Annotated in this window: 25 protein-coding genes; 14 read left to right on the top strand and 11 right to left on the bottom strand. The window is 47.6% G+C overall.

Going from position 1 to position 26,441, the window contains the following annotated elements; all coding sequences use genetic code 11:
- The 9 genes from KFF03_RS13720 (at position 1) to KFF03_RS13680 (ending at position 10,592) form a co-directional block, all read left to right on the top strand.
- Positions 1-1,707, top strand: coding sequence for a GspE/PulE family protein (locus KFF03_RS13720; protein WP_255857492.1), 1,707 nt, complete (start codon positions 1-3; stop codon positions 1,705-1,707).
- A gap of 13 nt (positions 1,708-1,720) precedes the next feature.
- Positions 1,721-2,935, top strand: coding sequence for a type II secretion system F family protein (locus KFF03_RS13715; protein ID WP_255857491.1), 1,215 nt, complete (start codon positions 1,721-1,723; stop codon positions 2,933-2,935).
- A 131-nt stretch (positions 2,936-3,066) separates the two neighbouring features.
- On the top strand, positions 3,067-3,681 hold the full coding sequence (locus tag KFF03_RS13710; protein WP_255857490.1) for a hypothetical protein: 615 nt from the start codon (positions 3,067-3,069) through the stop codon (positions 3,679-3,681).
- 38 nt (positions 3,682-3,719) lie between these two features.
- On the top strand, positions 3,720-4,208 hold the full coding sequence (locus tag KFF03_RS17695) for a type II secretion system protein (protein WP_304941501.1): 489 nt from the start codon (positions 3,720-3,722) through the stop codon (positions 4,206-4,208).
- A 9-nt stretch (positions 4,209-4,217) separates the two neighbouring features.
- Positions 4,218-4,697 carry a GspH/FimT family pseudopilin gene (locus KFF03_RS13700; RefSeq protein WP_255857489.1) on the top strand — a complete coding sequence of 160 codons (480 nt, stop codon included), beginning with the start codon at positions 4,218-4,220 and terminating at the stop codon, positions 4,695-4,697.
- Positions 4,675-5,199, top strand: a complete 525-nt coding sequence (locus KFF03_RS13695; protein WP_255857488.1) for a prepilin-type N-terminal cleavage/methylation domain-containing protein — start codon at positions 4,675-4,677, stop codon at positions 5,197-5,199. Before KFF03_RS13700 ends, KFF03_RS13695 begins: the two co-directional genes overlap by 23 nt.
- Positions 5,199-6,011, top strand: coding sequence for a prepilin-type N-terminal cleavage/methylation domain-containing protein (locus tag KFF03_RS13690; RefSeq protein ID WP_255857487.1), 813 nt, complete (start codon positions 5,199-5,201; stop codon positions 6,009-6,011). The genes KFF03_RS13695 and KFF03_RS13690 overlap by 1 nt, the downstream gene beginning before the upstream one ends.
- Positions 6,001-6,408 (top strand): hypothetical protein, encoded by a 408-nt coding sequence (locus KFF03_RS13685; RefSeq protein ID WP_255857486.1) that lies wholly within the window; start codon positions 6,001-6,003, stop codon positions 6,406-6,408. Before KFF03_RS13690 ends, KFF03_RS13685 begins: the two co-directional genes overlap by 11 nt.
- A complete protein-coding gene (locus KFF03_RS13680; protein WP_255857485.1) occupies positions 6,408-10,592 on the top strand; it encodes a LamG domain-containing protein in 4,185 nt (1,394 codons plus the stop codon). The genes KFF03_RS13685 and KFF03_RS13680 overlap by 1 nt, the downstream gene beginning before the upstream one ends.
- Here KFF03_RS13680 and ntrC read toward each other — a convergent pair.
- The 3 genes from ntrC to KFF03_RS13665 all read right to left on the bottom strand — a co-directional run bounded on the left by ntrC (position 10,589) and on the right by KFF03_RS13665 (position 13,954).
- Positions 10,589-12,031, bottom strand: coding sequence for a nitrogen regulation protein NR(I) (gene ntrC / locus KFF03_RS13675; RefSeq protein ID WP_255857484.1), 1,443 nt, complete (start codon positions 12,029-12,031; stop codon positions 10,589-10,591). The genes KFF03_RS13680 and ntrC overlap by 4 nt on opposite strands.
- Positions 12,028-13,110, bottom strand: a complete 1,083-nt coding sequence (glnL, locus tag KFF03_RS13670; protein WP_304941500.1) for a nitrogen regulation protein NR(II) — start codon at positions 13,108-13,110, stop codon at positions 12,028-12,030. The genes ntrC and glnL overlap by 4 nt, the downstream gene beginning before the upstream one ends.
- A gap of 319 nt (positions 13,111-13,429) precedes the next feature.
- Positions 13,430-13,954 carry a DUF4124 domain-containing protein gene (locus tag KFF03_RS13665; protein WP_255857483.1) on the bottom strand — a complete coding sequence of 175 codons (525 nt, stop codon included), beginning with the start codon at positions 13,952-13,954 and terminating at the stop codon, positions 13,430-13,432.
- 101 nt (positions 13,955-14,055) lie between these two features.
- Here KFF03_RS13665 and dtd point away from each other — a divergent pair, with 101 nt between their 5' ends.
- The 5 genes from dtd to KFF03_RS13640 all read left to right on the top strand — a co-directional run bounded on the left by dtd (position 14,056) and on the right by KFF03_RS13640 (position 20,132).
- Positions 14,056-14,490 (top strand): D-aminoacyl-tRNA deacylase, encoded by a 435-nt coding sequence (gene dtd, locus KFF03_RS13660; protein ID WP_255857482.1) that lies wholly within the window; start codon positions 14,056-14,058, stop codon positions 14,488-14,490.
- Between the two features lie 75 nt (positions 14,491-14,565).
- The gene (locus KFF03_RS13655; protein ID WP_255857481.1) at positions 14,566-14,940 is read left to right on the top strand and encodes a SirB2 family protein; all 375 of its coding nucleotides are present in this window, start codon (positions 14,566-14,568) and stop codon (positions 14,938-14,940) included.
- A 111-nt stretch (positions 14,941-15,051) separates the two neighbouring features.
- Positions 15,052-15,414: a hypothetical protein gene (locus KFF03_RS13650; protein WP_255857480.1), complete on the top strand. Its 363-nt coding sequence runs from the start codon at positions 15,052-15,054 to the stop codon at positions 15,412-15,414.
- A gap of 72 nt (positions 15,415-15,486) precedes the next feature.
- On the top strand, positions 15,487-16,965 hold the full coding sequence (locus tag KFF03_RS13645; RefSeq protein ID WP_255857479.1) for an efflux RND transporter periplasmic adaptor subunit: 1,479 nt from the start codon (positions 15,487-15,489) through the stop codon (positions 16,963-16,965).
- Entirely contained in the window at positions 16,962-20,132 is a 3,171-nt protein-coding gene (locus KFF03_RS13640) for an efflux RND transporter permease subunit (protein ID WP_255857478.1), read from the top strand. Before KFF03_RS13645 ends, KFF03_RS13640 begins: the two co-directional genes overlap by 4 nt.
- 15 nt (positions 20,133-20,147) lie before the next feature.
- On the opposite strand, the gene thiL is transcribed toward KFF03_RS13640, so the two are convergent.
- The 8 genes from thiL to KFF03_RS13600 all read right to left on the bottom strand — a co-directional run bounded on the left by thiL (position 20,148) and on the right by KFF03_RS13600 (position 26,358).
- On the bottom strand, positions 20,148-21,113 hold the full coding sequence (gene thiL / locus KFF03_RS13635) for a thiamine-phosphate kinase (protein WP_255857477.1): 966 nt from the start codon (positions 21,111-21,113) through the stop codon (positions 20,148-20,150).
- A gap of 24 nt (positions 21,114-21,137) precedes the next feature.
- On the bottom strand, positions 21,138-21,629 hold the full coding sequence (nusB, locus tag KFF03_RS13630) for a transcription antitermination factor NusB (protein ID WP_255857476.1): 492 nt from the start codon (positions 21,627-21,629) through the stop codon (positions 21,138-21,140).
- Positions 21,630-21,634: 5 nt separating this feature from the next.
- Positions 21,635-22,108, bottom strand: a complete 474-nt coding sequence (ribE, locus tag KFF03_RS13625) for a 6,7-dimethyl-8-ribityllumazine synthase (protein ID WP_068656938.1) — start codon at positions 22,106-22,108, stop codon at positions 21,635-21,637.
- 312 nt (positions 22,109-22,420) lie between these two features.
- Positions 22,421-23,536: a bifunctional 3,4-dihydroxy-2-butanone-4-phosphate synthase/GTP cyclohydrolase II gene (gene ribBA / locus KFF03_RS13620; protein WP_255857475.1), complete on the bottom strand. Its 1,116-nt coding sequence runs from the start codon at positions 23,534-23,536 to the stop codon at positions 22,421-22,423.
- A 9-nt stretch (positions 23,537-23,545) separates the two neighbouring features.
- Complete coding sequence (locus KFF03_RS13615; RefSeq protein ID WP_255857474.1) at positions 23,546-24,211, bottom strand: riboflavin synthase; 666 nt, start codon at positions 24,209-24,211, stop codon at positions 23,546-23,548.
- Positions 24,212-25,354 (bottom strand): bifunctional diaminohydroxyphosphoribosylaminopyrimidine deaminase/5-amino-6-(5-phosphoribosylamino)uracil reductase RibD, encoded by a 1,143-nt coding sequence (ribD, locus tag KFF03_RS13610; protein ID WP_255857473.1) that lies wholly within the window; start codon positions 25,352-25,354, stop codon positions 24,212-24,214.
- Entirely contained in the window at positions 25,354-25,848 is a 495-nt protein-coding gene (gene nrdR, locus KFF03_RS13605) for a transcriptional regulator NrdR (RefSeq protein WP_255857472.1), read from the bottom strand. The genes ribD and nrdR overlap by 1 nt, the downstream gene beginning before the upstream one ends.
- A gap of 129 nt (positions 25,849-25,977) precedes the next feature.
- On the bottom strand, positions 25,978-26,358 hold the full coding sequence (locus KFF03_RS13600; RefSeq protein WP_255857471.1) for a hypothetical protein: 381 nt from the start codon (positions 26,356-26,358) through the stop codon (positions 25,978-25,980).
- Positions 26,359-26,441 lie beyond the last annotated feature (83 nt).

Raw genomic sequence — 26,441 nt, 5'->3', positions numbered from 1 at the left:
ATGGAATTGCAAACACGAAAAAAAGTTCGCCTCGGCGATTTGTTAATGGAAAAAGGCCTGATCAGTGAAGACCAGCTGATGCAGGCTTTGGCTGAGCAGAAAAAAACCGGCAAAAAAATCGGCCAGGCGATTATTGATCTGGGATTTGTTCAGGAAGATCAGCTGTTACAGGCACTTTCTGATCATTTTAATTACCCGTTTATCGATCTTGCTCGCTTTAAACTGCGCCAGGAGCTGATTCAACGCTTGCCTGAAACTCAGGCGCGTCGCTTCCGTTGTATTGTTTTAGCGGAGGAAGGTGCAGGGTTATTAATTGGTATGGCAGATCCAATGGATCTGATGACCATTGATGATTTGCAGCGTGTGCTTAAGAAGCCGGTGATGCCTGCGTTTGTTCGTGAGCAGGAGTTGTTGTCCATTCTGGACTCTGTCTATCGCAGACAGGAAGAAATGGCCAATATTGCGGGTGAGTTGGAAGGTGAGCTGCAAAGCAGTGATTTTGATATCAGCGAAATGGCGCTGTCATCCGATACCAGTGAAGCGCCAGTTGTACGTTTATTGCAGAGCCTGTTTGAGGATGCCGTTCAGGTGAAGGCATCGGATATTCATATTGAGCCGGAAGAAACTCAATTACGTATTCGTTTGCGGGTCGATGGTGAACTGCAGGAACAGGTGGTAAAAGAACGTCGTGTTGCTTCGGCTTTGGTATCCCGCCTGAAAATTATGTCAGGCTTGGATATTTCTGAAAAACGACTTCCACAAGATGGTCGTTTTAATATTCGGGTAAGCCAGCGTAGCATCGATGTACGTTTATCGACCATGCCGGTGCAGTTTGGTGAATCGGTGGTGATGCGTTTGCTGGATCAGAGTGCTGGCATTCTGGATATGGAAGCGCTCGGTATGCCTGAAAAAATTCAGCAACGCTTTGATTATTTAATTCACCGCCCTCATGGCCTGATTCTGGTGACGGGCCCAACAGGTAGCGGTAAAACAACCACACTTTATGCTGCCCTGACTTCATTAAATACGCCCGAAAAAAAAATCATTACCGCAGAAGACCCGATCGAATATCGCCTGCCACGAGTAAATCAGGTGCAGGTTAACAGCAAGGTTGGGCTGGAGTTTTCGACGGTGTTGCGCGCCGCCTTACGTCAGGACCCGGATATCGTGCTGGTGGGGGAAATGCGTGACCATGAAACCGCCGAAATTGGCCTACGTGCAGCCATGACAGGTCATATGGTGTTATCGACTTTACATACCAATGATGCGGCTTCTGCTGCGGCACGACTGATGGATATGGGTATTGATCATTATCTGGTGGCATCGTCGTTACGGGCTGTGATGGCACAGCGGCTGATTAAACGTTTATGCCCACATTGCCAGCAGCCTCATACCATCGAAGAGCAGGAGAAAGCCTGGCTGAAAGCACTGGATGTGGGTTCCGAAAACCACTCTTATCTTGAAGGTCGTGGTTGTCATCATTGTCATAATACCGGTTATCAGGGGCGAATTGGTATTTATGAGCTGTTAGAGGTGACGCCTGACATGTTGTCTTGCCTGAGACAAAAAGACAATGAAGGGTTTGCCAGAGCGTCTGCCCAAAGTCCGAATTTCAGGCCGTTAGCGGTGTCTGCACTGGATTATGCCAGGGAAGGGATTACTTCTTTGGATGAAGTTTTCCGTGTATCAGCAACACTAGAAGAATAAGTCAGAGGTTTTTATGGACTTTATTTATCAGGGGCGTGATACCAACGGTAAAAAAGTGGAAGGGAATATCAGTTCTGCCAATGAGAGTGCGGCACTTAGTTTGTTGCAACAGCAGGGTATTACAGTTGTGGGTTTGTCACAGGGAGTAAAAAAACAACCCGCTGAAGCCAAGTCGATAAAGCTATTTGAAGAAAAAGTTAAATCAGATGAATTGATTCTTCTAACCCGTCAATTATATGCCTTAACTAAAGCCGGTATCCCAATTGTGCGAGCGCTGAATGGCTTATCTGAGTCCAGTCATAATACAAAAATCAAAGAAATTCTCGGAGGTATTGCGGATGCATTGATCGAAGGTTCTGACCTGGCTTCTGCCTTTCGAAAATATCCTGATGTCTTTTCATCGATTTATGTCAGTATGGTTCATATCGGTGAAACCACGGGTAATCTTGACCATGCATTAATCAAGTTGGTTGCCCACCTTGAAATGGAACGTGAAACCAAAAAACGTGTTAAATCAGCATTGCGTTATCCTATTATGGTGATCAGTGCGATGGCTATTGCTATGGTTGTTATTACTATTTTTGTTATTCCAAATTTTACCAGTGTATTTAATAAACTCGGAACAGACCTGCCATTTGCGACACAGATTTTAATTGCTGTTTCTGATTTTATGCAGTCATGGTGGCACATATTATTAGCCGGGCTTGTTTCTATCTTTTTCCTTATAAAAAACTACGCAAAAACAGATCAGGGTGGAATATGGTGGGATGAGAAGAAACTCAGAATTCCATTAATTGGCAGTATTTTTGAACGTATTGCGTTATCACGTTTTTCACGCTCGTTTGCCATGATGATGGCCGCGGGTGTTCCTATTTTGCAGTGTTTATCGATTGTCTCGGATAGTGTGGGTAATCGTTACATTGGCTCTGCTGTAAATAATATGATGTCAGGTGTTGAGCGGGGCGATCGTCTCACCAATACCGCATCGGCAACCGGGCTTTTTACTCCCCTGGTGTTACAAATGATGTCGGTTGGTGAAGAAACCGGGGCTATCGATAAATTGCTGGATGATGTGGCTGATTTCTATGAAGAAGAGGTCGACTACGAATTAAAACAACTGGCAGATGCGATTGAACCTATTCTTTTAGTCTTTCTGGGTGCTTTGGTGCTGGTGCTGGCGTTGGGTGTATTCCTGCCAATCTGGGAGCTCAGTTCGGCAGTTCAGTAGCTTTAAGGCCTGTTAACAGGCCTTAGTTGATGAGTGTCATTTTGTGTATCGCAATATTTGTTTTGTTTAGTAACTGAAGCCTCCTCTTTTTCCAAACTGAGCTAGGATTAAATTAAGTGGTTATGACGCAGATGAAACCCGTTATTACTAATAAAGCCCCGGAAGTTTGTTGTTCTGGTGGTTTCAGTTTGATGCAAATTGCATTGGCTCTGTTAGTAATGTCTGCGCTGTTGGTGGTTGTGTTACCACTCTACTTCAGCATGGTGGATGAAGCCCGTGATGCCCGGCTTAAGGCCGTTAAAACCGGATTTCATTCCGCAGTGCTCAGATCGCGGGAGAAGTGGCTGGTCGCTGGTACCCCGGCGTATCTTGAAACTTATGGTGACCTTGTTATGTCAAAAGCAGGGTGGCCACAGCCAGCTCAACGACAAGTCATAAGCGAAACAATCAGCACTTCAGGATGTGTGCAGTTATGGCAGCAGTTGTTAATTGACAGTGCTCCACAAGTGTCAGAGCTGTTAATGATGGATGAATCAGAGGCAGCTGAAGATGCTGAAGCGCAAAACAGTTTGATTGAAGCACTCCGTGCTTCTGCTGATAACGGCTCTGCTGAGTTTTATGCAATCGCAGAGCAGGGACGTTGCCGTTATTACATGAGCCATGCAGGCCAACAGAATCTGAATGGCAACATTCGGTTAATTGAATACGACCCAAATAATGGGCGTGTAAATTGGCGCATTTTATAAAATACGCAAGTGCGATAATGACAAGCAGGAGTTGCACAATGAAACGACAAACAGCGAAGCTACCTACCGTAAAAGCCCAGGCGGGTTTTACATTAATCGAGTTGATTATGGTGATTGTGATTTTGGGTGTTTTATCCGCTTTTGCATTGCCACGATTTGCTGATTTAGGCGGTGAAGCACGAACCGCCAGTATTAACGGTTTAGCCGGTGCAATACGCTCGGCTGCTAATATTGCTCATGCTCAACAATTGGCCGATGGTACAACCGGCAATACCGCTGTGGATCTTGATGGAGCAGCAAACCTTGCCATGGCCAATGGTTACCCAACAGTTGCCAGTATTATTACGGCGGCTCAGGTTGATACCACCAATGATTACAGCAGTACGACTTCTGGTACCAGTGTGATTTTATATCTTGCTCCAGATGAAGAAGGCAGCGGTGCTTCTGGTGAGCGTTGCCGAGTAACCTATACACAGGCGGCTGCAAACGGCACCCCTAACGTAGCTGTTGATACCGATGAGTGTTAATTTAATATTTTGAAGCCTAGCTCAGGATTTACGTTAGTTGAGTTAGTTATGGTGCTGGTTATTCTTGGAATAATCAGCACCTTTGCGGTTTCGCGCTTTGCCGACCAGCAGACTTATTCCGGTCGTGCAGTGGTTAATCAACTGCTGGCAAGTGCACGATTAGCTCAACAATCTTCTTTGGCTCAATCCTCGGCCGCAAATGTCGAAATGCGGGTCACGCAGGCTGGCGGGCAATGGCGTTTTCAGGTAACCGGTGGTGATGGCCTGACAGTTGCTCTGGATTCCGGAGCCGAGCAGATTCGTTATGGCAGCAATTTTTCTGCAGCCTGTTCTGCCTTAACCAATATTCCGCTTACGCTTGAATTTAACGGCCAGGGCTCATTAACCTCAGGTCAAAATATCCGTATTTGTGTGATTGAAAATAATCGCAATCGGGAATTATGTATCAGTTCAGCAGGATATGCGTATGAAGGAAGCTGCGTTTTATAACCTCCAATCATTACGCCGAGTAGATGGTGTCACACTGGTCGAGCTGGTGATCAGTATTGTGGTGATATCCATTGCTTTAACTGCACTTCTCAGTAGCTTTTCATTATCGGCTGGCCGCAGCGCTGACCCCATGTGGCAAAGTAAGGCTAGCCAATTAGCACAAGCCTATCTTGATGAAATCATGGCGATGCGTTTTCAGGAGAACTCACCATTGGCCGGTGGTGCTGTTGTTGGTTGTAGTGTTGCCGGGAATGAAGCCGATGAAACCAGTCGTGCTTTGTTTGATGATGTTGATGATTACGATGGCTTAAACGAGCAAGCCAGCTTTCTGGATAATACGGTGCCTACCAGTTATGTGGGTTATCAGGTTGCGGTGAACGTTTCTTGTTCGGATGCTGCTGGAAATACCGGTTCATCCGTGAATAGCAAATTGATTACCCTGAATATTACTTCTCCAACCGGCCAGACCTTATCGTTCAGCACGTTCAGGGGCAATTTCTGATGATGCCTTCTATGTATCAACAATCAGGTTTTACACTGGTCGAATTGATCATGGTCATTGTGATTTCGTCGATTCTGGCAGTGGGTACAACGCGTTTTATTGCTCAAACCTCCGATTCTTTTATTGCTTCGTCGCAACGCCTGACTATTGCCACAACGGCAGGTTTAATCAGCGAAAAAATATCTCGTGAAGTTCGCTCCGCCTTGCCGAATAGTATTCGTATCTTTGCCGATGGTACCAATAGCTGCCTGGAATTTATCCCTGTCGTTAATAGTTCAGAGTATCTTTCAGTTCCGCTGGCCGCAGCTGAAAACAGTTTTCAGATTGTCCCCTTGTTGGCAGGGCTTAATCGGGGTTATGTCTCTGTGTACCCCAGTAGCACCAGCGATATTTATAACAGCAGTAGTAATACCGTGACTCAGGTTCAGGCAACGGCGTCGGCAGTGACTGGTATGCCAGGCATTCAGGAGATCGTGTTTGATGGCGCAGCGAATGTACAGTTTGCAACCGGGTCACCTACCCAGCGAGTTTATTTAACCAGCCAACCGGTTGCCTTTTGTGAAGACAATAATGGCTTTGTATGGCGTTATTTTGATTATGGTTTTCATAACAATAGTGCAGCTCAACTGCCTCCGGCCAGTAACCGGCGGGAAGTCATTGGCAACAGCCTGCAAGCGGGTAGCCTTGAATTTGAACTTGCGCCCGCACAGCTCCAGCGTAATGCCGTAGTGCGCATCAGTATGATTGTTACTTCGCCGCGAAGTGAATCGGTTGCCATTGCTCAGGAGGTTCAGTTACGAAATGTCCCCTGAATTCAGATCGTTAGGCCAAATCAACAAAACAGACGGGTTTAGTCTGCCGGTAGCAATTTTTATTATTGTGATTCTGGCACTGATTGCTGCGGCGATGAATCGCTTATCGGAAACCGGTAGTCAGTCATATATTGCGGCATTGCTTTCCAACCGGGCTTTTTATGCCGCTGAAAGTGGTATACAGCTGTCGTTAATACAGGTTCTGGATACCCCGGTTTGTAGTTGTAGTGGGGTTAGTAATATTTCCTATACAGTTACAGGGCTGTCAGGTTGTCGCGCAACGATTAGCTGTGATGACAGTCTGATTGTGGGGGGAGAAACCTTTTGTACTGTTAGTAGTATGGGTCAATGTAATGGTAACAGTGCCCAGCGAATGATAGAAGTAAGGGTTAAGTGATGGAACTGAAGCGTTATTTATATCAATTAATGACTTTAACGTGCTTTTTTTCTGTAACGGTGCAAGCGGCTTATAATCTGACTGAGCTTGAGTCAACTCCATTGGATATTCCGAACACGGTCAACACCGTTATTTGGGATAATACTGATACTGGCTTTCCAAATGACGATGATAAAGCTGTTGTTAATATTGGCTTTGATTTTACCTTTGATGATACTCAATACAATCAGGTACGCATTCTTACAAATGGCATTTTACAGTTTGGTGCCAATCAAAGATTACACCGGGATTTTCGTAACGAGCAACTCCCCACAGATGAAGGCGATCGTCTGATTGCTGTGTATTGGGACGATTTGGTCGATGATGCAAATAGCCAGGTAACTTATGGTAATGCAGGGTCAGCACCTAATCGACGCTTTATTGTTAACTGGACCAATGTACGGGCATATTCTAATAATCTGCGCTATGACTTTCAGGTTGTGCTTTATGAAAATGGCGACATTCGTTATCGCTATAATAACAATACGGCCAATGGTCAAAGTGCAACGATTGGCCTTGAAATTGACGATTCTGACTCGATTCAATACTCATTTAATCAGATCAGTGTTGAAACCAGTTTTGACTTATTATTTCGTAATACTTTGTTGATTCTTCCTGACCCAGTGGCGAGCTATCGCTTTGATGAATCTGTTTTTGATGGAACACCTGGGGAGTTACTGGACAGTTCTGGTAACGGGCTTTCCGGCAATACGTTTAACTCATTAGCTACCGATGATCTGTCACCCGCTATTCCTGGGGTTGTTGGCAGCTGTCGTTATGGTTCTTTCGGTGGTAATACCCCGGAGCATTATGCAGAAATTGCTGATAATAATTTATTGGATTTTCAAACAGAATTTACCGCAGCCGCCTGGATTAATATTGATGCTATTCCGGCATCAGGGTTACGCACTGTACTTTCAAAAGATGAGAACTATGAGTTTCATGTTAATTCAAACGGAGAAATAAATTGGTGGTGGAATAATAGCTCTGGAAATGACAGGGAGATAGACTCAACAGCTTCAATTACTGCAGGTCGTTGGTACCATGTTGCTGTTAGTTATCGGCCTGGAAATCAGGTGATATACATTGATGGTTTGCCTTCAGGAAGCTCAGGTTTTAATGAAAACCTGAGGCAAAACTCAGATCCATTACAAATAGGTGCCGATCAAAATTTTTCAGGAAGATTTTTTTCTGGCGACATTGATGAAGTCAATATTTTTGATCAGTTTCTGAGTCAAAGTCAGGTTGAAGAGCTGATGGCTGAAACACGACCTTGTGCAGCGAGTAATCTATGTGTTGGAAGTTTTCCTGATGGTATCAACACACATGCTGCTGCTGGTGAAATCAGTTTTGGCCGTGACAGTCAGCTTTTTTTCAGCCCGGATGATCGTCTGAACACCAGTCGAATCAATCTGGATGGTGGTTCAACAAACCGCAGCTGTGTTTCAGTCGAATGTCAGGCAAACTCGACGCCTGTTCCGACCACGGAAGCTCAGCCATTTCCTGACACAACAGGTTTCTCTACGGATGTGACCACTGGAAATAACGGAAATATTGCGATTGGTGGTGTGACGAATGAATACAGAACAATCTCTGTCGGAAATTCATCACTTATTGGAACCTTTACCGGAAGAACAGACTTTTATATCGACCGATTGGCCACAGGAAATAATTCGATTCTGAATTTGGTTGCCGGAAATTACTGGATTCGTGATCTTGATCTCGGGAGAGCGAATACAATTAATGTGATTGGGCTTGGCACCGTTCGGATTTTTATTGGCACAAATACCTCAATCTCACGTGATTTGATTGCAAACTCGGATGGAGCGGGACAAGAACGAGATGCCTCTCAGTTGCTAATTTATGGATACGGTGATTTGACGGTTGAGCGGGATAGCACTCTTAGCGGAATTGTTTACGCCAGAGGAAATCTGGTATTAGAGCGGGATTCGTTTTTATTTGGGGCAGCAACTGCAGCAAACATTACATTAGGAAGGGACAGTAATGTTTATTATTTTCCGTCAGCACTGGAAGGTGCCGATTTTGGGGGGTTATGTGAAGCAGCGAGTTGTTCTCTTGGTGGTTTCCGAATTACACAGCCTGACTATGCGCTCGCCTGTCCATTCTCCAGAGCAAAAATTGATATACAGGCCATATGTGATGATGGTTCAAGTGTTAAAGATGACTACTCTGGTACCATTAACTTAACGACCAGCGAAAACACTCTGAGTCAGTTTTTTTCTGCAGCGAGTGGCGGTAGCCTGATCAGCGATATTACACTGGATGGTAGTGAAAGTGGTATTGCCTCGGTTTATTTATTTCACCAGAATGAAAATACAGAGGTTGCAGTCAGAGCAGAAGACAGCAGCACGAGTGTTTTCTCTGTTGCTGGAGAAACAAGAATAAATAATATTATTCAAGGCAATAAAACTGAATTCCGCACCTCAGGCTTCAGAGTTACGGATGCGTCCAATAACAATGCTTCTCCCGACAACTTTGCCTGTGGCAATTCCACCTCTTTTCGCTTGTTAGCCATTGGCGAAGACACACAGGGAACACCGTGTCAGCTACTGACTGGATTTACGGGTAATAAAGATTTTAAAGCCTGGTTTGACAGTGACACAAACCCGCTTCAGGCAGGTAATCAAACTCAGAATACACCGCTGGTTATCAATGGCACCAATATCACGGAGCAGGGAGATAATAATGCGGTTCCTTCGGCAAATAATCTGACGCTGACTTTTAACTCAGGTGTCGCTGGTATTTCCGTTGCCTATGCCAATAGCGCTCAGATTCAGGCGCTGCATTTTCTGCATGATGATTCACCTTATGGTACGGCACCCTTGCCAGACGACATCCGCACTTCAACCGGTTCTTTTGTTGTGTATCCTGACCGTATTCAGTTAACCGCTAATGATAGTAACAGCCAGTGCACCCCGGCTAATTCTGCGTGTAGCGCGTTTATGGCCGCGGGAGAGCCTTTTTCGATGACGGCCACTGCCCAATGCAGCAATGGTGCAGCTGCTGATCAGTTTATTGGATCGGTGAACTTATCCCATGAGCTGGTTGCACCTGCTGGCGGGAATATTCGTCCGATATCGACAGCACGTGTTGATATTCGCGACAGTGATAATGGCCAGGCTGATTTCAACCAAAGTGTCAATGAAGTGGGGGTGTTTAGTTTTCTGACGAATCCGACGGCTAACCCGGCAAGCTATTTTGGTGTTCCATTACCTCAATATCGCCTGAATAATATTGGTCGTTTTTATCCGGCGAGTTTCCGGACTAGCCTTCCAACGATCAATGGTGCCTGTTCCGACTCGTTTAGTTATATGGGGCAGGATGCGCTGGAGATTCAGTTTTCGGTGGAAGCATTAAACGCTTCTTCGGCTCGGGTAATTAACTATACCGGTAGTTTTGCGTTTGATACTAACGTCAGTCTGGTAGCAGAAAATAATGACGACGGTTCTGATATGGGTGGTCGTTTTAGCAATGTAAATAATCTTGATCGCACTGCCTGGATGAATGGTCAAGCCAGTTACAGCGATATCAATATTGCATTTGATCGCTCTGCGTCTGGCCCTGATGGTCCTTATCAGGACTTACAGATTGGTTTGCAGTTGTCTGACGGTGATGCCGCGTTAACCGGTTTAAATATGAATGCGGCAACGTCAGGTGCTTGTACCGGAGCTGGCTGTGATGCTTTGTTATTGGGCAACACGGATGTTCGTTTTGGCAGTTTGTACCTGGCCAATGCCTTTGGCCCGGAAACCATGCCATTGAGCCAGCGGGTTGAGGTCCGTTATTTTGATGGCACTAACTTTATTGTGAACAACGATGACAATGCCTGCGATTCACTGCTGGCAAGCAATCCACCGTTGCTTGCCACGGGGGCTTTAGCGGCACTTCCCCGCAATGTGCAGCAAGATATTACCGCGGGTGTGGGTTTTATTCGTTACGACGCTCCCGGGCTGGGTAATAGCGGGCGGTTAGCGGTGGAATATCAGGCGCCAACCTGGCTGACCACAGAGTATGGCACCAATGGCGACGCCAACGATTATGAAGAAAATCCAACCGCGACCATTACCTTTGGACAATACAGAGGTAATGATCGGGTGATTTATTGGCGTGAAGTTACGAATTAATGCGCTTCGCTATCTTCTTCGTTATCGGCTTCCGGATGGCTGTCGACATCCATCTCCAGCTCTTTAATTTTACGGGTGAGAGTATTACGTCCCCAGCCTAATAAATTGGAAGCATCACGGCGACGACCAGCCGTATGTTTTAAAGCCGTTTCGATCATAATACGTTCAAATGCCGGAACGGCGGTATCCAATAAACCGACCACACCAGCACTTAATTGTTGGTCTGCCCAATAGCGCAGCGCCTGCTCCCAGTTGCCGCCGCTGACATTGCCACTTTCCTGCTGCATTAATTCCGGTGGTAAATCACTGATTAATACTTCACGGCCGGAAGCCATTACAGTAATCCAGCGGCAGATATTTTCTAATTGACGTACGTTACCTGGCCAATCCAGCGACGATAAATATTCTTCGGTTTCGGTTTTCAGAGTTTTAACTTCGACTTCTAACTCTTCAGCCGCTCGTTTGAGGAAGTGAGTTAATAACTTTGGAATATCTTCGCGGCGTTCAGCTAGGCGTGGCAGGTGAACCCGGATGACGTTTAAGCGGTGGAATAAATCCTCCCGGAAGCGACCTTCTTTTACCAGGTTTTCCAGATCCTGGTGCGTTGCCGCCACAATCCGCACATTCACTTTGACCGGTGTGGTGCCACCGACGCGGTAAAATTCGCCATCAGCTAACACCCGCAATAAACGGGTCTGAGTGTCGGCGGGCATATCACCGATTTCATCCAGAAACAGGGTTCCGCCATTGGCTTGCTCAAACCGGCCACGACGCTGACCGCCTGCACCGGTAAAGGAGCCTTTTTCATGGCCGAATAATTCCGACTCAATCAGATCTTTGGGAATGGCGGCCATATTCAGCGCAATAAAAGGTTCGGCAGAGCGCGGGCTGTGCTTGTGTAATGCGTGGGCAACCAGCTCTTTACCGGTACCGGATTCACCGTTAATCAGTACCGTGATATTGGATTGTGATAAACGGCCGATGGCACGGAAAACTTCCTGCATTGCCGGTGCTTCACCAATAATTTCGGTGTCTTCTTTATCTTCTTCCGATTCCGGTTGTTGTGCATTTAATTCAGCAAAATGATCAATAGCGCGTTGAATCAGAGCAACCGCTTCGTCGACATCAAACGGCTTTGGCAGATATTCAAAAGCCCCTTGTTGATAAGACGATACGGCACTATCCAGATCGGAGTGAGCCGTCATAATAATCACCGGCAACTGCGGGTGCGCTTCTTTGGCTTCACGCAGTAAGGTCAGGCCGTCCATGCCCGGCATGCGAATATCTGAAATAATAGCGTCTGGGTGTTCACGCTTCAGCTGCGCTAATGCCGGTTCCGCCTGTTCAAAAACCCGGGTGCTGATGTTGGCCTGGGCCAACGCTTTTTCCAAGACCCAGCGAATGGATTTGTCGTCATCAATAATCCAGACAGTGCTCATACGGATTCCAATGGTAAATAAATTGAGAAAAGGGTGTTTCCAGGTTGGCTATCGACTTCGATAATGCCATTAACCTGGTTAATAATAGATTGTGAAATAGAGAGCCCGAGGCCGGTGCCTTCCGGACGACCCGTTACCATCGGGTAAAATAAATTTTCCTGCAGCTTGGCAGGAATGCCCGGGCCATTATCACGAATATCAATTTGCGCCACTAAGCGATGACGCAGGTGGCCAATGGTAAACTGGCGTACGGTACGGGTGCGTAATTTCAGTGTCGGTACCGGGATCGGTGGCTCCGCTTCCAGCATGGCCTGCATCGCATTACGGCAGATATTTAACATCGCCTGAACGATCTGACCTTTATCCGCTTCCAGCTCCGGAATTGATGGGTCATAGTCGCGCTCAATCTGAATCACATTTTCAGATTCCACGCTGACCAGCTGGCACACACGCTCGAGAATTTCGTGAATATTCACCTGCTCGGTTTTCGGAATCTGGCGAGGTCCAAGCAAGCGATCAACCAGATCACGCAGGCGATCCGCTTCTTCAATAATAATTTCGGTGTATTCTTTTAACCCTTCTGATGGTAATTCACGTTCCAGCAGCTGAGCTGCACCGCGAATTCCACCCAGTGGGTTTTTGATTTCATGAGCCAGGCCGCGCACCAGGTGGCGGGTGGTTTCCTGCTTAGCAATCAGCTGCTCTTCACGGCTGATGCGCATCAGGCGGTCACGCCCTGACATTTCAACCAGTAGGGTTGGCAGTTTTGTCTCCGGGTGAGAAACCGGGCTGACGCTGTAATCCAAAGTGACATGGTGCTGATTGTGCAGCACGATGCTGGCCTCACGCTTGGTGAATGAGGTGCCATTAATAATGGCATTCTCCAGTGCAGCTTTGGCTTCTGGAGATTCATCGGCAAGCTCAGAGAAGTGCACACCCATGCCGCGCTTGTCACTCATTTCCAGCAGGGCTTCGGCGGCAGGGTTCATATAGGTCACCATCAGGTCAGCATCGAGCAACACAACTCCGGTATTGAGGTGCTCAAGTAAGCGTTGATTGATGATTGGGCTGGCCAGCATGGTTTTACTCCCTGGTTCAGGTGGCTGATGGCCTGTAATGTCCTGAACGATTTGTCTAAAGTCCTTTCAGCAAAAAGCGAGCCATATCAATATGGTGCACAAAAATAGCGCTGCCAGTGGCTGCCAATGCTTTTATGATGAGCGATATTCAATAATTCTAAGATAGCATGCACTAGATGTGTGCAGTTTTTTCTTGTTGTGTTTTTATTTGGTGCAAATAGACGAGTGGAGTGGATGATTCCACTCCGGGCATAAAAGAGGCAGGAAATTGTGATTCTGTCGGTATTCATTTTACAGGACATCAGTCCAGTAAAAGGTATTAGCGGCCGACAGAGGCCCGTTTGACATAAACGGTGATGGTATTCGATTCAATCAGGGTTTGATCCTGCTTGTCGACGACACGAAGCTGCAGCCGGTGTTCTCCTCGATCCATATATTCAAGCTTGAAGCGGGTAGTAGTGCCTTTATCGATAACAACGTCGTTATTCAGCAATTGAATGGTGTGGCCGGGCTGCAAGCCGGGTGATAACACGCCGTTGACCGTTAGACTTCCGGCCGCTCCGGTAGGGATGGTTGTTTCATCCGTTGGCGAAATAATGCCCAGGCTGGTGTATTCAATGACGGGTTCTTCCTGTTGTTCAGGCTGTTGTGGTGCTTGGGGGGCGACAAAGGCCGGCATACTGGGCAGCTCTTTCACCTTATGCGCTTCGGACCCCTGAGACGGCTGATCGCTGAAGGTAACATTACCGTCCTTATCACGTGTCATATACACGTCTGTTGCCAGCGCTGCCGTAGCACTCAGTATGGCTGAGATCGAGAGTAAAGTAGCTTTTAAACAGTTCATAATTGGTATCCGGGTAAATCGGTCCATGATGATAGTGATTTCAATAATAATGCCTAACGCGTATGCTGCGCCAGCAACAATGACAACAGAGATCAGCGATTATGATTGGTTTGATTCAGCGTGTGACTCATGCACGGGTTGAGGTGGATGACACAGTCACAGGTAAGATTGATCAGGGTATCTTACTGCTGCTGGGTGTACAGAAAGAGGACGATGAGCAGAAAGCCGATAAGCTGCTGCACAAGGTGTTAAATTACCGAATTTTCAGCGATGAAAACGGCAGAATGAATAACAGCTTGTTGGATATTCAGGGAGAGCTGTTAGTCGTTTCTCAGTTTACGCTGGCGGCGGATACGCAGAAAGGGCTTCGCCCGGGCTTTTCGTCGGCGGGTTCTCCCGAGCAGGCTGAACGTTTATACGATTATTTTGTTGCCCAGTCGCAGCAGCAGGTTATTACCCAAACCGGACGCTTCGGGGCTGATATGAAGGTGTCGTTGTGTAATGATGGGCCGGTTACATTTCGGTTGGAAGTATAGAAAACTACCTGGTCGAATCTGAATGTAATTTATCTGTCTTGCCATAACTATTTGAATAATGATGAGAGAAAACTGATGGAGTATTCCGCATTACGGGGCGCCCACATGGGATTTGCCTACCTGAGCATTTTATTGTTCGTTATTCGCTTCTTTTTATTTTCAGCAAAGCCTGTGTTGCGCAGTAACAAGCTGCTGAAAATTTTGCCGCATATTATTGATACCTTTTTGCTGATTTTTGCACTGCTGTTGCTGCACAATGTGTGGGGAAGCCCGGTGGTTGATTGGTGGATCGTTGCTAAAGTGGTTGGCTTACTGGGCTATATTGGTTTTGGCATCGGTGCTATCAAACGTGGCAGCTGGCCAGCATTTATTGGCGCGCTGATTTGCTTTGCTTATATCTTTGGTGCAGCAAAAGCCCACAGTGTCTTATCCTGGTTGGCGCTGCTCTGAGTACTGACTTTGGACTAACTGCTGACTCTGGTCTGGATTTACAATTCTGAACTTTCCTGTGAATCCAGGCTCAGACTACAATAAAGTAAGACCTAACTGCTTTGTGGCTGTATGTTGAATAACCTGTTGCGCTATTTATTGATATTTGCCGTACTCCTGACTTCTAACAGTCAGGCGTTGATGGCCGCGCAGTCGCTTTTAACGGAGTCGGGTAATCAGGTTGAAGACATGGCGGATAACCTTCCTCCTTGCCATCGCACTACCGAATTCCAATCAAAGTCTGGATTGCCTGATGTTCAGCTTGAATGTGAACGCGATTGCAACTGCTGTGGCGGTAGTTGCTCCAGTTTTGCGATGACACTTGATCTCCCCCTGGGGTTATCAACCCAACAACATTACAACGCACAAATAACCTCTCTCTTTTCTCCTCTGAAGCGTCTGGAATCACTCCAGCGACCTCCTATTTCCGCTTAATACACCCAAAGACCGTCTTTAATCTGCAGCGTGTCTTGCTGCAAGTCGTTTATTGTTTGTATTGAGAACATTATGAAAAACATCGCACTCGTTGTATTCGCAGCCTCTATCGGCGCTGTAATTAGCTGGTGGTTACAGCACCAGAAAACAGCGTCAGAAAACAGCCCCAGCGTTCAAGAGCAGCAGCCGTTATATTGGGTTGCTCCCATGGATCCGAATTTCAGGCGTGACCAACCTGGCTTGTCACCTATGGGTATGGCGTTGGTGCCGGTTTATGAAGAAAGCCACTCACCGGGAGAAGTGCAGATATCCGCTGCGGTGAAAAATCAGATGGGAGTAACCGCTACAACGGCTCAACGACTGCCATGGTTAGCGACTCAGCAAGTTTTTGCTGAAATCAAAGTCAATAATGAAGCATTGCAACACTTCCAGATACGCGCGGATGGCTGGGTTGAAAAAAACTATGTTTTTTCGAAAGGAGAATCCGTTAAAGCCGGGCAGCCACTGTTTGATTTTTACAGTCGTGATCTGGTTGTGGCGCAGGAAGAATTTCTGGTTGCATTGGCTGATGGTGAACCGGCTTTAATTCGCGCAGCACGGAATAAATTAAATACCTATAAATTACCAAAAGGCTGGATTCAGCAACTCGCACGTAACCGAGTGGTGCACGAATATATCCGCTTTGTTGCGGAACAAGCCGGAGTCATCAGTTTCTGGAATTTACCACAAGGGCGACAAGTTAAGCGTGGTGAGCAGGTTTTGACGATCGCCGACTTATCATCCGTTTGGCTGGAAATGCAATTAACGAAACCATTAGTCTCACTCGAGAATCTGACGGTTCGTGTATTACACCCCACCGAACAGGAACTGGATATTGACCCCCAATCATTGTTGTTATCCCCCTTGCTGAATACCGATCGAACTCAAACGCTTCGTTTCAGTGTGAATAATCCACAGCTACGCTGGCATCCGGGAGATTACTTAACATTAATGTTACGGCAGCAGTCTGCTGATGTGCTGCAGATCCCCTCGCAGGCCATTATTGATGATGGCATACAAACACGTGTGGTATTGGCACTGACGGATGAAAATAATGAGACGCAAAAATTCAAATCCGTCGCCGTTAATATCGGGCGTGAGTCACAATCAGGAGTTAATGGTTATAGTCAGAAAACAGAAATACTGGCGGGGCTTCAGGTGGGTGACCGGGTGGTGAGCAGCGGGCAATTTTTGCTGGATTCTGAATCCTCAATAGACTCGGATTTATTGCGTTTTTACCCTTCTTCTGAGCAAGACATTATCTGGTTCAATGGGCGGGTAAAGCTGAGTAGCAGTAGTCGAATTGATGTACAGCACCAGGGGATTACACAATGGAGCTGGCCAGCGATGCAGCAGAATTTTCATCTGGCGCTGGATTCTTCGAGTCTTGAAAAATTCAGTCCGGATCTTAATAACTGGAGCCAGCCTATGAGGATTAAACTGGCAGCACTGGACGATGGCGATTTTTGTGTGGTGGATATTCAGCCAATGGCAGAGGAGTCCAGCCGATGATTCATCGTATTATTCTATGGTCGGTTAAAAACCGGGTGCTGGTTGTATTACTCAGTCTGATGCTTTTGCTGTTGGGTTTGTATGCAGTTAAACAAACGCCAGTAGATGCTATTCCGGATTTATCCGATGTGCAGGTAATTGTGAAAACCAGTTATCCCGGTCAGGCTCCAGAAGTTGTTCAGGAGCAGATTACTTATCCGCTGACAACGGCATTAATGGCGGTGCCAGGAGCACAGGTTGTGCGTGGCTTTTCTTTTTTTGGTGATTCGTATGTCTACATTATTTTTGATGATGACACCGATATCTATTGGGCACGAAGCCGGGTGCTGGAATACCTGAGTCAGTTGTCAGGCCAGTTACCGAGTGGCGTTCAACCTCTGCTTGGCCCTGATGCCACAGGTGTTGGCTGGGTATTTATTTATGCGTTAGCGGATCGTACGGGGCAGACGGATCTTGCTGAATTACGGCGTTTACAAGACTGGCTACTGAAATTTGAATTACAGTCTGTGGAAGGCGTATCAGAAGTCGCAGTGTTGGGCGGTATGGTCAAACAATATCAGGTGCAATTAAATCCAGCTGCTCTAATGGCTCATAAGCTATCAGTGAACCAGGTCATTATGGCAATACGCCAGGCGAATCAGCAGAGTGGTGCCTCGGTAATTGAACAAGCAGAAGCGGAATACATGGTCAATGCAACGGGTTATATCCGTACCATCCAGGAACTTGAAAATGTTCCTTTGCCGATGGCTACCCAAAAAGCAGATGCTAATGAAACGTTACCACTTCTGCTGATAAAAGATATTGCCAAGGTCCGGGAGGTACCGGAGATGCGCCGTGGAATTGCTGAATTAAACGGTGAAGGTGAAGTGGTTGGTGGCATTATTGTCATGCGTTATGGCGAAAATGCACAAGCAGTGATTCAGCGAGTTAAAGCGAAACTCCGACAAATAAGGGCATCTCTCCCTGGCCATATTGACATCATTCCGGTTTATGATCGTTCTGAACTAATTGAATCAGCCGTCGATAATTTATGGCAAAAACTTTCTGAAGAATTTCTCGCCGTCATACTGGTGTGTGCTGCTTTTTTATTGCACTTCCGCTCTTCGTTGGTGATTTTATTCAGTTTACCGCTAGGTATCCTGACCGCGTTTATTCTGATGAAGTGGCAGGGGCTTAATGCCAATATTATGTCATTAGGTGGGATTGCGATTGCCATTGGAGCTATGGTCGACGGTGCGATTGTAATGATTGAGAATCTGCATAAACACCTGGAAAAAGAACCGGATATCCGTGGGGAGAAGCGTTGGCAGCTGGTCATTCAATCCTGCCAGGAAGTAGGCCCTGCACTCTTTTTCAGCTTGCTGATTATTACCCTGAGTTTTTTGCCCGTGTTTGTATTAGAAGCTCAGGAAGGAAGGTTATTTTCGCCGTTAGCTTTTACCAAAACTTATGCCATGGCCGCTGCGGCGATTTTAGCGATTACTCTGGTTCCGGTGCTGTTGGGTTATCTGGTGACAGGGAACATTCGTAGTGAACAGCATAACCCGTTAAACCGCCTACTGGTGCATGCGTATTTACCGGTTTTAAGCAGGGTATTGAACTGGCCAAAAATAACGCTGTTGCTGGTTAGCCTGATTGCCTTATCAGCGGTTTATCCACTGCAAAAGCTGGGTTCAGAGTTTATGCCGCCTTTGGACGAAGGTGACTTAATGTATATGCCAACCACTTATCCCGGTTTGAGTATCGGCGAAGCACGTCAGATTCTTCAACAAACAGACAGGCTGATTCGCTCTGTTCCGGAAGTCAAAAATGTCTTTGGTAAAATTGGTCGGGCTGAAACCGCAACAGATCCGGCACCGTTAACCATGATTGAAACTTTTATTCAGTTTAAGCCAAAAGAGCAGTGGCGAGCGGGAATGACTGCTGAAAAATTACGTCAGGAACTGGATCAGAAGGTTCAGTTTCCCGGGTTAACCAATGCCTGGGTCATGCCGATAAAAACCCGTATCGATATGTTGGCTACGGGGATTAAAACCCCAGTTGGAATTAAAATTGCGGGAGACGATCTTGCTACCATTCAGGCAATTGGCGAACAGGTTGAAGCGATCATCAAGCCACTTCCCGGAACTCTTTCTGTTTATGCGGAGCGAACTGCCAGTGGACGTTATCTGCAGATCGATATCGATCGCATCCGAGCGGCACAATACGGTCTGAGTCTGGACTCGGTTCAGCAAATTTTAGCGACTGCTGTGGGTGGCCGTGCCATTGACCAATCCATTCAAGGGCTGGAGCGTTATGCTATCAGCGTGCGTTACCCTCAAAGTTATCGAAACTCGTTATCAACATTAAAAGAGCTTCCGCTTATTACAACGCATGGGCAGGTAATACGCTTAGCAGAAATTGCTGAGATCGAAATTAAACCCGGCCCGGCAATGATTAAAAGTGAAAATGGCCGGATTAATGGCTGGTTGTTTATTGATATTCAGGGTGTTGATTTGGGGCAGTATGTTCAACAAGCACAACAGGTGATTGAGACAGCCTTGGGCGATAAAACTATTGATCTTCCTGCAGGCTATTCAATCAATTGGGCTGGGCAATATGAATACCTGCTTCGAGCGGAACAAAAACTGAATTATGTGGTGCCGCTTACACTGTTGATCATTACTATTTTATTGTTTTTGAGTTTTGGCCGCATAGCTGAAGTGATGATGATATTATTGACACTACCATTATCACTTGTAGGTGGTTTGTGGCTTATGTGGTGGCTGGATTTTAATTTTTCCGTCGCCGTTGGTGTGGGCTTTATTGCTCTGGCGGGTGTTGCTGTCGAAATTGGAGTGATTATGCTGGTGTATTTAAATCAGGCTTATCAACAAGCGCTACAGCAGGCAAAAACAGAGACACGTTGCTTAGAAAAAGCACAGCTGCAACAAGCGGTTATTCAGGGAGCAGGGTTGCGTTTGCGCCCCATCGCCATGACAGTAGCCACGATTGCGATTGGTTTATTGCCAGTATTGTACTCAGGCGGTACAGGGTCTGAGGTGATGAGCCGAATTGCCGCGCCCATGATCGGAGGGACAATTAGTGCCTTATTACTGACTCTGGTTGTGTTGCCCGTGATTTATTATTTATGGCGCAGTGCTTCGTTAAATCAACACTCTAAATAACCCAACACCCGGAAATCAGAAATGACTGAATCCGGATGTTGCTGTTATGTCTGAAAAAGGCCCGGTTAGGATCACATTCGCCGGGCCTTTTTTACAGACGCCGATCTGATGTATTGTGGGGAATTGCTGTTGCAGCTCAGCGATGGCATTTGTGTTTTGACTGGTAAATAACAGCTGATAATCATCGCCACCGGTCAGGCATTGTTGTTTTTTTTGCGGATCTGCATATTGGATTTTTTCCGGATCAATTTCCAATACCAGCTCGGATGAGCGAGCAATATGACCAGCGTCTTGTAATAAGCCGTCAGAAATATCCATGCAGCTGCTGGCAATGTTCAGCAGTTGTTGCCCCAGTGATAAATGCACTTGGGGAAAATAATAAGCCTGTGCAAACCCGGAAATATCCGCCGGATTGTGTAATACTTGAGGTAAAGCCAGTGCTGCAGCGCCAATTGGGCCGGAGCAATAAATCGCATCACCGGCTTGTGCGCCGCTGCGAGTCAGTGCCTGACTGTTACCATGCTGATTCAGCGCTACCCAACCCTGAACTGCCACCGAAATCACAAGTTGTTTGCCGCGTGTGGTATCACCACCCATTAATGCAATATTTAATTCATGAGCGGCTTTTTTTAAACTGTCAGAAAAGTCTTTTAACCAGTCGGCGTCAGATTCGGGTAGCGTTAACGCCAGATGAAACCCCTGCGGGTTTGCCCCCATAGCAGCTAAATCACTAACAGCACAGCGCAGCGCTCGTTGCGCAATTAAATGAGCCGGAGCTGTTGCCGGAAAATGCACATCGGCCACCTGAGTATCAATACTCTGAACAAGTTCAGTATTTGCCGGTGGTTTTATAACGGACGCATCATCACCAATGGCAATGACGGTATCGGAGGAGGAGGGGAAGTCAGAGCAAAAAAAACGGCGAATTAATTCAAATTCACCGATACGGTTGGATGAGGTGTCCGTTGTTTTTTTGCTCATCGAAATCTTGTTCCCGTTACAGAATCAAGATTTTTTATGGCCGCGAATTTCGACCATACGATCACGCTGGGCTAATTTATCCAGAATGCCGTTGACGTATTTGTGGCCGTCGGTTGCACCAAAGGTTTTAGCCAGCTCAACCGATTCGTTGATGACCACTTTATAAGGCACATCGATACGGTGCACCATTTCATACGCGCCCAGACGTAAAATGGCCAGTTCTACCGGCGTGAGTTCATCTAAGCGACGATCCAGCAGAGGCTCAATTTTTTTGTCCAGGTCGGCTTTCTCGCGCGGCACTCCATGCAGAATGTCGTGGAAATATTCCAGATCCACTTTGCTCATGTCGTTATCGGTACGAAACTCAGCTTCAATGGCAGCCAGGTTTGCGCCAGCCAGTTGCCATTGGTAAATGGCTTGTACGGCAAAACGTCGTGCTTTACGACGTGCAGCCGGGCTGGATTTTTTTCCGCCCTGATGGTTTCCACGGGCGGATTGATTGGGAGTGCTGGACATCGGGCTTACGCCTCCAGAGCTTTGATCAGGTTAACCATCTCAAAGGCGGACATTGCTGCTTCTTCGCCTTTGTTACCGGCTTTAGTGCCTGAACGCTCAATGGCTTGCTCAATTGAATCGACGGTCAGTACACCGAATGAAACCGGAATACCAGACTGCAGAGAAACCTGGCCCAGACCTTTGGTGCACTCAGCTGAAACGTATTCAAAGTGTGGCGTACCACCACGAATCACAGCGCCCAGAGTGATGATGGCGTCGTATTTACCGCTGTCGGCTACTTTTTTAGTCGCCAGAGGAATTTCCATGGCACCCGGAACACGAATCACCGTGATATTTTCGATATCCACACCGTGGCGGGTTAAAGAATCGACTGCGCCTTCTAACAGGCTCTCTACAACAAATGCATTCCAACGACCCACTACAATGGCGTATTTACCGTCGTTTGGAGTTAAATCACCTTCGATAATTTCTAAGCTCATGGTTTTACTCTCGTTCAAATAAATTCTAAAGCTGCAGTACAAGGTCATTACCGACAGACACGCCGTGAATACGTCCCTGTAGGCTCTTCGATGACATCCTGTCATCGCAAGGTCTGCTGGTAATAACCTAATACTGCAGCTGACAACGCTAAACTTTTTTGCATTGTCTGGTGTTAAAGATTCCGAAGGATATTTATTTCAGGCGACCGTCTACCGCAGGGATGCGGTAGCCGAGCGTACATGGATGTATTTACCGCGTGTCGCTCGAAATAAATATGCTTGGGAATCGAATTTGAATACTTACTCGGCCTCTTATTCTGAGTACGGCAAATACTCTTCAATTTCCAAATCAAACCCTGACAGGCCCGCGTAACGGGTTTCACTGCTCAGCAGTTTCATTTTTTTCACGCCTAAATCGCGCAGAATCTGTGAACCGGTACCAATGGTCAGGAACGCACCGGAACTGTCAGTGTTCGGGCTGCGTTGCGGACGCACACGACCAAAATGCTGGTCCATGCTGTCACAAATATTTTCTTGCTGACCTGCAGACAACAGAACCAGAACACCTTTGCCTTCTTCAGCAATTTTTGCCATGGCTTTGGTAGAAGACCAGCTTTCAGAATCGGCTTTACGAATCCCTAATGTGTCACGCAAGGTATTGGTGGTTTGTACCCGCACAACGGTGGCGTCGTCTTCATTAATGTCACCCATGGTCAGTGCCAGGTGGGTTTCATTCTGGATGCTGTCTTTAAAGGTATGCAGCTGGAATTCACCAAACTCAGTGTGTACCGAATCTTTGCTGGTCAGCTCAACGGTTTTTTCGTTGGCGATGCGATAGTGAATCAAATCGGCGATGGTACCGATTTTAATACCGTGCTTTTCGGCAAACACTTCCAGATCCGGACGGCGCGCCATGGTGCCGTCGGCATTCATGATTTCAACGATTGCTGATGACGGTGTTAAACCCGCTAAGCGCGCCAGATCGCAACCAGCTTCGGTATGACCTGCACGGCTTAATACACCACCCGGACGAGCGCGCAACGGGAAGATATGACCCGGTTGTACGATGTCTTCTGGTTTGCTGGTGGCATCAACCGCAACCTGAATGGTGCGGGCGCGATCAGCAGCAGAAATACCTGTGGTTACGCCTTCAGCCGCTTCAATCGACACCGTGAATGGCGTGGAGAACTTCGCACCGTTGCCCGCCACCATGGATGGTAAACCTAAGAAATCACAACGCTCACCGCTTAAGGTTAAGCAAATCAAGCCACGGGCTTCGGTGGCCATGAAGTTGATGATTTCAGGGGTTACTTTCTCCGCTGCAACAATGATGTCACCTTCGTTCTCACGGTCTTCGTCATCCATCAGGATAACCATTTTACCGTTGCGGATATCTTCAATAATGTCTTCGATCTTATTCAGGGGCATGTTGCTCACCTATTTCCAGAAACCGTTTTTCGCCAGGAATGCCTGGTCGATGCCACTTTGTGTGGTCTGTGCTGCGCTGTCTTTACCACCAGCCAGCAGCTGTTCTAAGTAGCGCGCGATAATATCAACTTCGAGGTGAACTTGCTGGCCTTCTTTGGCAGCGTACAGCGTGGTTTCTTCCGCAGTGTGCGGAACAATGTTCAACTCAAACCCTTGCGGGTTAAGGGCGTTGGCCGTCAGGCTGACACCATCAACCGTGATCGAGCCCTTCGCCGCAATGTATTTTTTCAGATTCGCCGGTGGTTCGATCACAAACTGGATGGAACGGGCATCGGCGTTACGCTTTTTAATCGTGCCTAAACCATCGACATGACCGGTAACGATATGGCCGCCCATGCGTGTGGTTGGCATCATGGCTTTTTCCAGATTAACCGCGGTGCCTTTGCCCCAGCTACCAATTTGGGTATGTGCCAGAGACTCGCGTGATACATCGGCAACAAAACCATCACCCGGCAGTTCTACCACGGTTAAACACACGCCGTTGGTGGCGATGCTGTCACCCAGTTTTACATCTGCCAGATCCAGTGATCCGGTGTGGATGCGCAGGCGTAAATCGCCTTGTTTGTTTTCAACGCTGGCAACTGAGCCAACCGCTTCAATAATTCCGGTAAACATCTAGTTCTCTTCAGGTGCTGGCGTTGAAGGAGTAAGCGTCAGGCGCAGGTCATTGCCAACCATACGCACGTCCTGCCAGTGCCAGCGAATCTGTTGCTTCATTTCACTGAAATCTAAGGATAGCAGTGGTTTGGCGTTGCTCCCTAACAGGGTCGGGGCGCAATACAACACCAGCTCGTTAATCAGGTTGTGTGCGGCAAAAGCCCCAGCCAGCTGGGCGCCACTTTCGACCAGAATTTCGTTATGGCCTTGCTCACCGAGATAACGCATCAGTGCGCTCAGGTCGACTTTACTACGGTCAGGCTCTTTATCTGTTTGTGGTGATACCCAGTAGTTCAGCGAACCACTATTAGCAGGGCGTTCGGGTTTAGATTCTGGTTCAGCCAGCGTGGCAACCAGAATATCGCCGTTTTGTTGTAGCAGCTTAGCGTCTGACGGTAAGCGGTTCTGACCATCAATCACCACACGCAGAGGCTGGCGCCATAAGCGTGCCTCTTGTTCGATTCCCGTTTCCTCAGGTCTTACCGTCATCGACGGGTCATCGATTAATACCGAATCCACACCGGTGATAATGGCACAGGAGCGGGCACGCAAACGTTGTACATCCTGGCGTGCCTGCGGGCCGGTAATCCACTGGCTTTCACCACTGGCCATGGCAGTACGACCATCCAGACTTTGTGCCAGTTTCGCCCGAACATAGGGCAAGCCCGTGCGCATGCGTTGCATAAAACCGATGTTAATTGCTTCAGCTTCTGCTTGCAGGCAGGATTCAACCACCTCAATACCTGCGTCGCGCAGCATGTTGTAACCACGCCCGGCGACCTGCGGGTTTGGGTCCGTTGTGGCACCCACAACCCGTACGATACCCGCATCAATCAAGCCCTTAGCACACGGTGGTGTGCGGCCAAAGTGAGAGCAAGGTTCCAGCGTTACGTAGGCGGTGGCGCCTTCGGCGTTTTTTCCGGCAGCACGTAACGCATTGACCTCGGCGTGGCCTTCGCCAGCTTTTTGATGCCAGCCTTCACCAATGATTTCACCGTCTTTGACCAGCACACAGCCGACCCGTGGATTCGGGCTGGTGGAATACAAACCGAGGCGTGCCAGCTGTAATGCTTTCGCCATGTAGTCACGGTCGGCCAGCATCAGGACTTACCCTTGCATCCGGTCGGGTTACAGGCAACCGGTTGACTCAGTTCCATGCGTTCAATTTCAGCCTGAAACTCAGAAATATCCTGAAAACTGCGATATACCGAAGCAAAACGAACATACGCCACCTGATCCAGCTGACGTAACTCATTCATCACACACTCGCCTAACACACGGCTATCAATTTCGCGTTCACCGGTGGTGCGTAATTCATGTTTGATTCGGGAAACGGCGGCTTCAACGGCCTCAACGCTCACCGGGCGCTTCTCCAGTGAACGCTGGATACCAGAGCGCAGTTTGTCTTCGTTGAAAGGTTCGCGGGTACCGTCTTGTTTGACGATACGAGGCATCAGCAGTTCGGCGCTTTCAAAGGTGGTGAAACGTTCGCCACAGTCGATACACTCACGGCGACGGCGTGTTTGTTCACCATCTGCAATCAGACGGGAATCGATAACTTTGGTATCCGGATGTGAACAAAACGGGCAACGCATAACTGGTAAAGAGCTTTAAAATCGCGCCAACCCGACATGGGTCTGGCTAAAAGTCGCGCGATTTTACTGGATTTGTCGTCTTTGTGCTAGTTGCCCGATGTTTGCTGAGTCGCATTGCAGGGGCGACGATCAGGCGATTTCTGTCAGCAGGCAGCGGCTTAATAAATCTTCTAGACGTGGGTCGTCTTTGGTATAGCGGTCAATGCTGCCCCAGTGACGAAAAGTGCTTTGGCAAAAGCCGGCGCTGATGTCGTTGTAATACACACAGGTCCGGCCAAATACCGCCACGACCCAGAAGCCGCATCCTTCATCGCCCCAGGGGTGTTGTTGCCATAATTCCGGTTGAGGCAGCTTAACGGCTTTCCAGAGGTGCCTGACTTCGTCATCCATCTGTTTGACGGATTGGGAGACTAAATCGAGTAATGACGATTCACGGATGGGAGTCCAGTCAGTCGTACCAGAGTGCTGGGTGGCTGAATGATGGGTGCCTGAGCGAGTAACTTTAGTCATAACGTCGGCCTGAGGTAGTGAACCAGTGGACGTATCGTATGACAGCGGTGTGACAATGCTGTGACAGCAAGAAAGAGAGTCAG

This window comes from Bacterioplanoides sp. SCSIO 12839 (assembly GCF_024397975.1).
Classification (GTDB): domain Bacteria; phylum Pseudomonadota; class Gammaproteobacteria; order Pseudomonadales; family Oceanobacteraceae; genus Bacterioplanoides.
The sequence above is the reverse complement of the archived record's forward strand: the minus strand, read 5'-3'. Positions and strand labels throughout refer to the sequence as shown.